Origin of the sequence: Brasilonema bromeliae SPC951 (assembly GCF_012912135.1) — a bacterium.
Taxonomy (GTDB): Bacteria; Cyanobacteriota; Cyanobacteriia; order Cyanobacteriales; family Nostocaceae; genus Brasilonema; species Brasilonema bromeliae.
In genome coordinates, this window is record NZ_QMEB01000362.1 from 1 (window position 1) to 3,725 (window position 3,725).

The 3,725-nt window shown below is 44.7% G+C and carries 4 protein-coding genes; 2 read left to right on the plus strand and 2 right to left on the minus strand.

Annotation, left to right across the window (positions count from 1 at the left end; translation table 11 throughout):
- Positions 1-90: 90 nt before the first annotated feature.
- Positions 91-903: an NAD(+) diphosphatase gene (gene nudC / locus DP116_RS27490; protein WP_169158147.1), complete on the minus strand. Its 813-nt coding sequence runs from the start codon at positions 901-903 to the stop codon at positions 91-93.
- A 369-nt stretch (positions 904-1,272) separates the two neighbouring features.
- Here nudC and DP116_RS27495 point away from each other — a divergent pair, with 369 nt between their 5' ends.
- Positions 1,273-2,517 carry an RNA-guided endonuclease InsQ/TnpB family protein gene (locus DP116_RS27495; RefSeq protein WP_169158148.1) on the plus strand — a complete coding sequence of 415 codons (1,245 nt, stop codon included), beginning with the start codon at positions 1,273-1,275 and terminating at the stop codon, positions 2,515-2,517.
- Between the two features lie 49 nt (positions 2,518-2,566).
- Positions 2,567-3,169, plus strand: coding sequence for a 2OG-Fe(II) oxygenase (locus DP116_RS27500; RefSeq protein ID WP_169158149.1), 603 nt, complete (start codon positions 2,567-2,569; stop codon positions 3,167-3,169).
- A gap of 47 nt (positions 3,170-3,216) precedes the next feature.
- Here the strand turns inward: DP116_RS27500 and DP116_RS27505 are convergent, their stop codons facing one another.
- Entirely contained in the window at positions 3,217-3,570 is a 354-nt protein-coding gene (locus DP116_RS27505) for a hypothetical protein (protein WP_169158150.1), read from the minus strand.
- Positions 3,571-3,725: the final 155 nt, after the last annotated feature.

A 3,725-nucleotide genomic window follows, 5' to 3' on the forward strand; every position in this document is an offset into this window, starting at 1 on the left:
GGGAACAGGGAACAGGGAACAGGGAACAGGGAACAGGGAACAGGGAACAGGGAAATCCCCTCAGCGTGGCGGAACGCCATAGGGACTTGGTCAGAGTACAAAGGAGTCGATAAGCTTGCGAGCAATACTCAACTTAGGAGGAATCTGCGGTAAGTTGTCCTTACTAAACCAGGCAGCATCTACCAATTCTTGCGGTTCGATGACGATGTCACCACTTGCATAAGTCGCTGTGAATCCAATCATAAGTGAGTTGGGAAATGGCCAGGGTTGCGAGCCAAAATAGCGAATATCTTTCACCTCAATCCCTACTTCCTCGCGGACTTCACGCACCACCGTCTCTTCCAACGATTCTCCCGGTTCCACGAAGCCCGCTAGCACGCTATACATCCCCGGTGGAAACCGAGGGGCGCGAGCTAACAAAAGTTCTTCGCCGCGAGAAACGAGAACGATAATCGCAGGCGAGAGGCGAGGATAATTCACTAATCCACACTTGGGGCAACGTTTGGCACGCTCATGGGATAATTGGGTTGTCCCAGTCGCACAGTGCCCGCAGTACTGGTGAGTGCGGTCCCATTCCACGATTTGGATGGCGCGACCACTCAGCGCATACAACTGTTCATCCAACGTTCCGTACAATTCACGTAATCCCTGTAAGACCATCCCATCGGGGGCGATCGCATCCTTGGGCAATTCTGCCGAGTAACACGGTTGACCATCTAGGGTGCCAAGGAATTGGGTTCGCACTGGCTCCAAGCCAATTTCTGTTAGACTGATTAGATTAGGAATTTCGCTGACCTTTGCTTCGGCGCGAACCAGCAATTTATTGCCAACAAACGCGAACCACCAGGCGGGTTCAGACTGTAGTAGGGGTGGAGCAATGCCAGGGATGAAGGTTCGATGCATATCAGTAGAATGCGATTACCTTGATCGTATCACCGCCGCTCTCACCCAAAACCATACAATAATAATATACCCTTTCCTAAGTAGGATTATTTATCAAAATCTGAACAGAATCGGCTATCCTTCCCCACCCCGCCTGACGGCTGAGGGTGGGGAAGGATAGCCGGTCAATTAAGGGGGTTCAACGCCCCCTTAATTGACAATTTCCGTATTAACTCACGAAGAACATCTGACTGAGTTCTCTCTGTCAACTGACAAAATTGTTGTAAATGCTCAAATTCTCTGTCTGATATTCGCGTTGTGACTTGTTTCATAGTTGTCAATATGCTTTCAAAATGCTACTATTTTGACATTAGCAGAGGTCGATATGCTATGGCTACTAAGCGAATTACTTTCCGGCTCTATCCAAATAAAGCTCAAACCAATAAGATGCACTATTGGCGACGACTTCATAAAGATTTGTACAATGCTTGTGTTGAGCATCGCAAAACCTCTTACAAAAAGTTTGGCAAATCGGTTGATTACTTCGACCAACAAAATTGTTTACCAGAGTTCAAAGAGTATTGGGAAGAGTATAAAGAGCTTGGTAGTCATGCATTGCAAGACACTGTTAAGCGCGTTGATTTTGCGTTTAAGCGCTTTTTTAAACTCAAGTCTGGATATCCTAAATTCAAATCAAGTCGTTACTACAAAGGATGGACATATCCTTGTTCATCAGGGTGGAAAGCTTGCACAAATGGAAAAAACGGTTATCTAAAAATATCTAATTTAGGTAACTTAAAAATGCGTGGTCAAGCTAGAGACTGGGGTAAACCTAAAACTTGCACAATTATATTTAAACAAGGGAAATGGTATGCTTCAATCACTGTTGATTGTGTTCCAACCCGTCCCCAAACTGATACAGGTGCTGTTGGTTTAGATTTTGGTACTCACCATGCTATTGCAGATTCTAATGGCAATGTGATTGAGAATCCCAGATTTGTTAAAGTTGCTCAAACCAAAATTAATCAAATAGCTAAAACCAGTCGTAGAAAAAGACCTCCGAGTAAAGGCGTTAAAGCTTCACGACGTTGGAGAAAAGCAAATAAATCAGTAGCCAAAATACAATCCAAGGTTGCCAGACAAAGGCAAGATTGGCAACATAAAGTCTCTACACAAATAGTTAGCTGTAATAGCTTGGTAGCGACTGAAAAGTTAAACCTTAAAGGGATGACTCGCTCTTCTTTAGGCAAGAATAAACGTCAAAAGTCAGGACTTAATCGTTCGTTGCTTGACGTGGCAATTGGCAACCTTAAAGAGTTAATCAAGTACAAAATCACCGAAGCTGGTGGTTTTTATATCGAGATTCCCACGGTCAAAGTTAAGCCATCTCAGACTTGCCCGAATTGTGGTCATCAAAAGAAGAAAACACTAGCAGAAAGAGTACATTATTGCGAAAAATGCGACTATCAATGCGATAGGGATGTAGCAGCAGCAATGGTAATGCTCAACTATGCAAGGGGGCAGGAACTGTCCTCTACAGATGCTGATGAGTCAACCTCTACTTGGTGCGGAAGCTTCAAGCAAGTTGCTCAGATGAAGCGTCAGAAACAGCTAGCTCAGCCGTTAGGCGGCTAGCTGTAGTTCATTCTCTGTTCAACTTGAAACTCCTAAACTCCTTGAACACTTGAATTACTTTTCTCAGCACCAAGACGCCTTCCCAATCACTTACCTCAACGACTTGCGAGGAGAGATTTTAGCGTGCCCCTATCTTGCAACCAACAACCTTAACCGCGACTTTGTTGACACCAAAGGCTTTTCTGTGGTATTCCAGCGTTCAGAAATTGCGGAAGTGGAACGGCGGTTTCCTTTCTTCAAGCCCTATCTCGACCAGGCGCTACAGCCCACCTGCAACGCTTTCTATCTTAACCCCTTGCTGCTTAAAGAAGGTTCCCGCGTCGATCCACATATTGATCGCTCCCTGCGATCTTACTGCAAAACGATTGAGCCTCCTGTGGTGGTTAGTGTTCTTTATGTGCAAGTACCGTCAAACTTGCAAGGCGGAGAACTTCTGCTGCGCCGCCATAAACAGCAAGTCGGGCAGATTAAACCACAAGCTAACACCTTACTGTATTTTCAAGGCGATCTGACTCATTCCGTGAATGCTGTTAAAACCACAGGGACTCGTCTAAGCTTAGTTTGTGAACAATACAGCCTGAGCGAAATTGAACTGCAAGATATTCCAGCGTTCACAGTGGAGTCTAGGGTAGTGAAGGTAAAGCGGAGGTAAGAAATTTTCCAAACCAGAGGTTATGTCCGAAGTGCGATTCGCTGTGTTTATTCATGCTTGGATTTACTGCGATCGTGATCATCTAGATGAGTTCGCACTTGCTTTTGAAATTCTTTAACAGCCTCAATATGATTTTGAGAAGCATTTATATGTGCCTGCGCAGATTCAGAAAATACTTCCACCGAAGGATCCTCTTTTAATTGCTGCGCCTTTTCCAAAGATTCCTGCGCCTGCTTCTGAATAGTTTTTCCAGACGCTTCAATGCTTTGACCGATTTCCGGCTTAGTTTGGTCGTCGCTTTGTAGCCGCTTACCAACCTCTTCTACCGATTTACCATGCTCAAGTGATTGCAAGGCGTGTTTCTGTGCGGCTTGCACGGTCTGCGGTGAAATCTCATGCATAACGGTCTTACCTACTTATCAGTTATCAGTGTGATAGCGTTTTCTTAGGGACTTCCTCATCTACCGTAAGCTATGGTTATACCGTTTCACTTTAAGGTTGATAAGCTGTTACGCTTTTAACTTGCATATTATTTTGGTTTAGTCAATCATTGAAA